Raw genomic sequence first — 7,658 nt, 5'->3', positions numbered from 1 at the left:
CACCGGTCACGACGGTGCCGGCGGTGGTGACGGTCAGGGCGGCGATGGCCGCCGTGAGAGCGCGTCGCACGGGGTGGGCTCCCTCCATCGGGGTGTACGCACCACCGAATCTAATCGACGGTTGTGAACGTCTCTGCCCCCATGGGCGGCCGCAGCCTATTCAATTTGTGCGAATGTTTCGATAGCATTACCGACTAGTAACAAGCACGACCCCCTGGCCACGCGCGCGGTCTACGGGCTCCACCACCCCTGTCCCGTGGAGGTCCTGTCATGTCCCGTCGCGTCCGCACCGCCCTGGCCGCGCTGTTCGCGGCCGTCCTCGGCGCCACGCTCGTCCCCGGCGTCGCCCGGGCGGCCACCGTCAACTACGTCGCCCTCGGCGACTCCTACTCCTCCGGCGTCGGGGCCGGCCCGTACGACCTCTCCACCTGCCTGCGCAGCCAGAAGTCCTACGCCCCGCTCTGGGCCGCGGCGCACGCGGTGACCAGCTTCCGGTTCCCGGCCTGCGGCGGCGCGGTCACCGCCGACGTCATCAACAGCCAGGTCAACTCGCTGAGCACCGGCACCACCCTGGTCACCGTCACGATCGGCGGCAACGACGCCGGCTTCGCCGACGTCATCACGAGCTGCCGGTTCGGCAGCACCTCGAGCTGCGAGAGCGCCGTCAACGACAGCCGGGCCTTCGCCACCACCACCCTGCCGGGCCGGCTCGACAACACCTACGCCGCCATCCGGAACCGGGCCCCCAACGCCCGGCTGGTGGTGCTCGGCTACCCGCGGCTGTTCGAGACGGGCTGGTGCGGCCTGCTGGCCATGAGCAGCTACAAGCGGACCATCCTCAACAACGCCGCCGACCTGCTCGCCACGGTGATCGCCGACCGGGCCCGGGCCGCCGGGGCCACCTTCGTCGACACCCGGCCGGTCTTCGCCGGCCACGGCGTCTGCGCCGCCGACCCGTGGATCAACGACGTGAGCGGGCTCGTCGAGGCGTACCACCCGGACGCCGACGGCTACCGCCACGGCTACCTGGCCGCCCTCACGGCCGCCATCGGCTGACCGGCGCGCGGCGGCCGGCGGTCCACTCGGGACCGCCGGCCGCCGCGCCGTCGCCCGGGACGGGCTCGCCCGGGCTCCGGCCGATCAGCGCGCCGCCGCCAGTTCGCCGGTCAGCTCCGGCTCGCTGCTCCGCACCGGGGGCGCGCCGTGCCGTCCCCGCGCCGCCCGGCGGCCGGACGGGACGGCCAGGGCGGCCAGCGCCGCGGCCAGCGAGATGCCGGTGAGCAGCAGGAAGCCCATGGTGAAGCCGGCCTCCCGGGGCAGCCCGCTGGCCTGCGGGTGGGCGGTGATCACACTGCTGGCCACCGCGGCGCCGATCGCACCGCCGATGGTGCGGATGTTGGCGTTCATGCCGGTCGCCACGCCGGTCTGGCGGGCCGGCACGCTGGCCACGATCGGGTTGGCCATCGAGGCGAAGGCCAGCCCGATGCCGAGCCCGACCAGGCCGCCGGCCACGCCGATCTCCCAGCGGGTGTCGTGCGCGACGGTAAGCATCGCCGCGGCGAAGACGTTGAACACGGCGCCCGTGGCCAGCTGCGCCTTGGCGCTGAACCGGGCCGCCAGCCGGCCGGCGACGAGGCCGGCGACGAACATGCCGACCAGCATGGGCAGCATCAGCAGCCCGGCCTGGGTGACACTCGCGCCGAAGCCGTACCCGGCGCTGGTCGGGATCTGCACGAACTGCGGCAGGAAGGCGTAGACGGCGAACATCGAGGCGCCGTAGAGCAGGGCGACCAGGTTGGTCGTCCAGACCGCGGGCAGCCGCATCATCCGCATGTCGATGAGCGGGTTCGCCGAGCGGGTCTCGGCCACCAGCCAGCCGACCAGCAGCACGCCGGCCAGCGCCAGCAGGCCGGTCACCCGGCCGGAGGTCCAGCCCCAGGCCGCGCCCTTGCTGACCGGCAGCAGCAGCGCCACCAGCCAGCCGGAGAGGAGCAGGGTGGCGGCCCAGCTGATCCGGCCGGGGGTACGCACCGGCGACTCCGGCACGAACCGGTGCGCCGCGAGCGCGGTGAGGCCGACCACGACCATCGGGATCCAGAACAGCCAGCGGTAGCCCAGCGTGGCGACGATCGGCCCGGCCAGCACCACGCCGAGGCCGCCGCCGGCCGCGACGATCGCCGAGATCGCCGCGACGGCCGAGCTGACCCGGGCGGCGGGGAACTCGTCGCGGATGATGCCGAACGAGAGCGGGAAGACGGCGCCGCCGATGCCCTGGACCACCCGGGCGACGATGAGCATGCCGATGTTGGGCGCGACGGCCGCCAGCAGGCAGCCCAGCGCGAGCGCGGCGAGGGAGACGACCAGCGTGCGTTCCTTGCCGACCATGTCGCCGACCCGGCCGAGGACCGGGGTGAAGATCGACGCGGAGAGCAGGTAGGCGGTCAGCACCCAGGTCACGGTGTTCTGCGAGGTGTGCAGGTCGTGCTGGATGGTGGGCAGGACCGGGGTGATCAGCGACTGGAGCATCGCGAAGAAGCCGGCGCCGGCCGCGAGGACGAGGAAGGTCAACCGGCGCGAATCGCGCCGGACGGTGTCGATCACGGAGATGGCTCCCGTTTCACGTACGAGGTATGGGGCTGGAGGTGTTCTCAGCGGGTTGCGGGCATGGCGGGACCTCCCGTGGTCCGGTGTCTGGTTCGCCGATCGCGGTGGGTGGGATCGGGCGGGGAAGCCGGAGTAAGCTATCCGGAGGCATGGCTCCGGTCAGTTCCGGAGGGGTGCCTCCACTAACGTAGTGGAGGGGTGCCTCCGTTTGCAAGAGGAAAGGGGTGACGCGCGTCATGGCCAGCGCCGACCAGCTCGGGGAGGTCTTCGCGCGCCGCCCGAAGCGGGCCGATGCCCGACGGAACTACGACGCCCTGATCGCCGCCGCCCGGGAGGTGTTCGGCGAGTCCGGCGCGGGCGCGTCGCTGGAGGAGATCGCCCGGCGGGCCGGGGTCGGCATCGGCACGCTCTACCGGAACTTCCCGAACCGCCGCGACCTGTTCGAGGCGGTCTACGTCGAGGAGGTCCGCGCGCTCAGCGCCTCCGCCGCCGATCTGGCGGACGTGCCTCCGTGGGACGCCCTGGTCGCCTGGCTGCACCGGTTCGTCGCCTACGTCGGCACCAAGCGCGCCCTCGCCGAGGAGCTGGTGCACGACTCCGAGGTGTTCCGCAGCTGCCGCACCGAGATCTACGCCGCGGGCGAACCGCTGCTGCGCCGCGCCCAGGAGGCCGGCGCGGCCCGCCCGGACGCCAGCTTCGACGACGTGGTGCGGCTGGTCAGCGGCATCATGGCCTACCAGTTCCTGGAGCCGGCCCAGCGCGAGCGGGTGCTGGCCATCGCCCTGGACGGCCTGCGCCACCCGTCCGCCCACCGCTGACACCCCGCGCCCGGCCACGGCCGGGGCGGGGCCGGTCCACGAGGGACAGCGGGTCGCCGGCGTTGCGCCGGGTGTCGACAATGGTGCGACACCCGCCGTGACCCGGAGGTGACGATGCGCGAACCGGCGACCCGGTCCCGGCCCGCCCGCGAGAAGCTTCCGGCGGGCGGCCTCGAACTGCTCTCCCTGCTGGCCCGGCTGCTCCGGCGGCCCCGCCGCGGCGACCGGCGGCTGCCACTGCTCTGGCTGGTCCGTCCGGCGGAGGACGGCGCGGTGGGCACCCTGCTGCGCCGCTTCGTCGGCCAGGGCACCCGGCGGCGCGTACCGCACGCCGTGCTCGACCTTTCCGCCCGCCCGCCGGCCGGCGCCGCCGCCCGGCCGGGTCCCGACGACGTCGCGGGCGTGCTGCGCGAGCTGCACCGGCAGCTCTCCGTGGAGGCCTTCGGGGCGGCCCGGCTGCGGTTCCGGCACTACCCGCTGGCCGACTGGCTGATGCACCAGACCCTGGCCGTCGGGGTGGACGCCGCGGACAGCGGCCGGGCCGCGCTGGTTCGCCGCCTGCGCGACTGGCGGGGCCGGCGGGCCGGCGAGGATCCCCAGGTGGGCGGCGGCTCGGCCGTCGGCACCGCGCTCCAGGTGCTGCTCTGGCTGCTGCGCCGGGCGGTGCCGAGCGTCGTCTTCCGGATCGCCGTCTCCGGCCGGGTGCCGGTCTTCGGGCGGCAGTACCGCTGGTTCATGCGGCAGCAGTACCTGGCGCCCCGGCAGTCGGTCACGTTCCTCGGCTTCGCCGAGCGGCTCACCGCCGGCTGGCGCGACGGCGAGCACCCGGCCCAGGTGGAGAAGCTGCTGCTGCACGCCTTCCTCGAGGACCTGCGGCAGGCGTACCGGCGGCGGTTCTGGCGGCCGGGGGACTGGCGGCGCACCGCGTACCCCGTGCTGCTGCTCGACGGGGTGAGCCCGGGCAACGTCGGGCACACCCTGGTCCGGCTGCTCGACGAGGTGCGCAACGAGACCGGCCGCAACGACCCGCTGCTGGTGGTGGCGGTCGCCGGCGGCCCGCCGCCGGAGCCGGCCGCGACCCGCCCGCTGGCCCAGGCCGAGGAGGCGTACGAGGAGTGGGCCGAGGCGCTGCCGGAGATCCGGCGGCTGCGCCGCGCCGGCGCCTGGCTCGTGGTGCTGCGGATCGACGCCGACGACGTCGCCACCCCGGTGGGGGCCGCACCGCCGGCGCTGGTCGCGCCGGACCCGCCCTGGTGGTCGCGGCGGTTCCTGCCGGCCGCCGTGGCCCTGGTGCTGCTGGCCGGGGTGGCCGTGTGGGCCACCGGGCGGTGGGCCCCGGACTGCCGCCCGTGGCCGGCCGACCGGGTGAGCGTGCGGCTGGTCGGCGGCGAGTGCGTCGGCTACAGCGACACCGCCGGCCAGGTCTTCAACAGCGAGCCCGGCCAGGACCGGCTCCGCGCGGTGCAGCGGCGGATCTTCGCGCAGAACCGGGCCGCCGAGGAGGTGTGGTCGCGCAGCGACCACCGCCGGCCCTACCTGACCCTGGTCTACCTGGGCAGCCTCACCGGCAACCGGACCCGGGCGGACGAGGAGTCGTACGTCTCCGAGCGCGAGGAGCTGGAGGGCATGGCGACCGCCCAGTACGCGCTGCTCAAGGAGTCGGCCGCGGCGGACGACGCGGCGCTGCTGCACATCGTGGTGGCCAACGCGGGCCGCCAGATGCGGCACGCCGGCGCGGCGGTCCGGCTGCTGGAGGGGCTGGCCCGGGACGACCCGACGGTCCTCGGCGTGGTCGGTCTCGTGGACAGCCGCACCAGCACCGCGTCGGCGCTGCGCGAACTCAACCGGGTCGGCCTGCCGGTGCTCGCGCCCACCCTGTCGGCCGACCGGATGGACGCCAACTCCAGCCTCTACCTGGCCATGTCGGCGCCCAACCGGGAGCAGGCCCGGATGGTCGAGACGTACGCCCGCCAGGTGCTGCGGGTGGGCGAGGCGCACGTCTACTGGACCACCGGGGAGGGCAGCTCGCTGGCCGAGGACCTCTACGTCGCCACCCTGGTCGACGGGCTGCGGGAGCGGTTCGGCAGCCGGCTCACCCGGCTCGACGAGTGGCGCAGCGGGCGGCGGATGACCCAGGAGTGCGGCTACCGCGGGATGCTCTTCTTCGCCGGGCGCTGGTCGGAGTTCGACGGGTTCCTGCGGGCGCTCAAGGAGTGCGGCGCCGACCCGCCCCGCCACCTGGTCGCCGACGACTCGGTGAACCGCTACATGGCCAACCCGGGGCTGCGGGCCAGCGCCCCGGGCAACCTGCCGGTGACGTACGTGTCGAAGGCCGCCCTGGCCACCTGCGGCGCGCTGCGGGCGGCGCAGGCCCGGCGGGACGACGCCCGGGGCAGCTTCCTCACCTGGATCGGCGCGGACGACCTGCTCGACCCGCCGCGCTGCCGCGACGGCGCCGGCCCGCCCGTCGGCGAGCGGGTCAGCCTCGCCTACGACGCCTCGATGATGGTGGTGCGGGCACTGGAGAGTCTCGCCGCCCGGCTGCGGCACGCCGACACCGGCCGGCGCTGGGACCCGCGCGCGGTCAACCCCGTGGGCGTGCACGCCGAGGTGCTGCGGCAGAACGCCGCCGGCGGGTACCCGGGGGTGGGCGGGCTGATCCGGTACGCCCCGGACTCCGGCGAGCCGGTCGCCAAGCGGCTGGCGCTGCTCACCGTGGCCCGGGTGCCCGACGTCGCGGCCCCGCCGGTCGAGGTGTTCGCCTGCGGGGTGGCTGACGGCGGCCCCGACCCGGGCTGCCGCCCCCGCTGACGGCGTGACGGCCGGCGGCCCCCGTGGCGCCGCCGGCCGTCACCGTCGGGTCAGGACGCGTCGACGTCCGCGTTGCTCGGCCGGCCCCACGGGCCGGTGATCGCGAAGACGTAGCCCGGCGACTGGATGTTGGCGAAGAGGATCTTCCCGTCCGCGCTGAACGTCGGGCCGGTGAACTCGCTGTCGTTGAGCTCGTTGCGGGCCAGCGGGTACGCCTTGCCCTGCTCGGTCACCCCGACGAGGTGCGACACGCCCTCGCCGTCCTCGGCCAGGATCACCCCGCCGTACGGGGACACGGTGATGTTGTCCGGCCCGTCGTAGTTGCCGTTGTCCGCGTCCGGGTCGGGGTTGACCCCGAAGATGGTCTTCAGCGTCACGGTCTCGGTGCGCGGGTCGTAGAACCAGACCTGGCCGTCGTGCTCGTGGGTGCTGCCGTCGTCGAGCCGGGCGAAGCTGGCCACGAAGTACGCGCCGCCGTCGGCCCACCAGGCGCCCTCCAGCTTGCGGCTGCGGGTCACCTCGGCGTCGGTGAACTGCTTGCGCACCGAGACGGTCCGGGCGTCCCGGTCCGGCACGTCCACCCACTCCACCTTGTAGCGGGTGCCCGGGGTGGTCGCCTCGGAGAGGTCGGCCACGTGCTGGCTGCCCCGGAAGCAGGTCATCGCCTGCAGGCGGCCGGCGGTGTCGCCGTCCGGCCGCTGGGCGAGCGCGCGCAGCGCGCCCTTGCCGCCCCGGAACCCGGCCGGCGGGGTCCACCGGAAGTAGAGGCCGTTCGGGCCGCCCGCGTCCTCGGTCAGGTAGATGGCGTGGGTGTACGGGTCCACGGCCACCGCCTCGTGCGAGTAGCGGCCGAGGAACTTCAGCGCCACCGGGTTCTGGTTGGCGGCCCGGTCGTGCGGGTCCACCTCGAAGACGTACCCGTGGTCCTTGAGGTACTGCCCGCCGGCCTTCTGCTCGGTCTCCTCGCAGGTCAGCCAGGTGCCCCACGGGGTGATGCCGCCGGCGCAGTTGTTGTGCGTGCCGGCCACGCTGACGTACTCGCGCAGCCGCCGGCCCTGCCCGTCCACCTCGATGGTGGTGGTGCCGCCGCGGGCGCCCGGGTCGTAGGTGAGGCCGGCCAGCGCCGGCACCGGGAACGGCTCGCTGCCGCCGATCTCGTGGTTGTTCACCAGCACCGACCCGTTGGGGCCGAGGAAGCAGCCGGTGCCGTCCGCGTCGCTCGGGGTGGCCTGCCCGGACTCCAGCAGGGTCACGCCCGCCTGGGCGACGATCGTGTACGAGAAGCCCGGCGGCAGGGCCAGCAGGCCGGCCGGGTCCGGGACGAGGTCGCCGTAGCCGACCGCCGGGCGGGTCGCGGCCCGGGCCGCCGTCGGACCGGCGATGGCTTCCAGGTTGCCGGCCACCACGATGCCGAGGCCGGCGGCC

General features: G+C 74.8%; 5 protein-coding genes. 3 read left to right on the top strand and 2 right to left on the bottom strand.

What is annotated here, in order from left to right:
* Window positions 1–270: 270 nt before the first annotated feature.
* Window positions 271–1,056 carry an SGNH/GDSL hydrolase family protein gene (locus tag ACW0Q9_RS27130; RefSeq protein ID WP_456186044.1) on the top strand — a complete coding sequence of 262 codons (786 nt, stop codon included), beginning with the start codon at window positions 271–273 and terminating at the stop codon, window positions 1,054–1,056.
* 84 nt (window positions 1,057–1,140) lie between these two features.
* Here the strand turns inward: ACW0Q9_RS27130 and ACW0Q9_RS27125 are convergent, their stop codons facing one another.
* Window positions 1,141–2,601, bottom strand: a complete 1,461-nt coding sequence (locus ACW0Q9_RS27125) for an MFS transporter (protein WP_456186042.1) — start codon at window positions 2,599–2,601, stop codon at window positions 1,141–1,143.
* Between the two features lie 227 nt (window positions 2,602–2,828).
* Between ACW0Q9_RS27125 and ACW0Q9_RS27120 the strand changes: the two genes are divergently transcribed.
* Both ACW0Q9_RS27120 and ACW0Q9_RS27115 read left to right on the top strand, forming a co-directional pair.
* The gene (locus tag ACW0Q9_RS27120; RefSeq protein WP_456186040.1) at window positions 2,829–3,422 is read left to right on the top strand and encodes a TetR/AcrR family transcriptional regulator; all 594 of its coding nucleotides are present in this window, start codon (window positions 2,829–2,831) and stop codon (window positions 3,420–3,422) included.
* Between the two features lie 114 nt (window positions 3,423–3,536).
* Window positions 3,537–6,233 (top strand): hypothetical protein, encoded by a 2,697-nt coding sequence (locus ACW0Q9_RS27115; RefSeq protein ID WP_456186038.1) that lies wholly within the window; start codon window positions 3,537–3,539, stop codon window positions 6,231–6,233.
* Window positions 6,234–6,283: 50 nt separating this feature from the next.
* Here ACW0Q9_RS27115 and ACW0Q9_RS27110 read toward each other — a convergent pair.
* Window positions 6,284–7,658 (bottom strand): alkaline phosphatase PhoX (locus tag ACW0Q9_RS27110; protein ID WP_456186036.1); only part of this gene is annotated, 1,375 nt, incomplete at its 5' end.

The sequence above is a fragment of the Micromonospora sp. I033 genome (assembly GCF_053890995.1).
Note: the sequence above shows the minus strand (reverse complement) of the source record. Positions and strands in the feature narration are given on the sequence as shown.

Excerpts from the sequence above, each read along its gene's own strand:
- ACW0Q9_RS27130 (WP_456186044.1), top strand. The coding sequence starts at position 271 with ATGTCCCGTCGCGTCCGCACCGCCCTGGCCGCGCTGTTCGCGGCCGTC.
- ACW0Q9_RS27115 (WP_456186038.1), top strand. The coding sequence starts at position 3,537 with ATGCGCGAACCGGCGACCCGGTCCCGGCCCGCCCGCGAGAAGCTTCCG.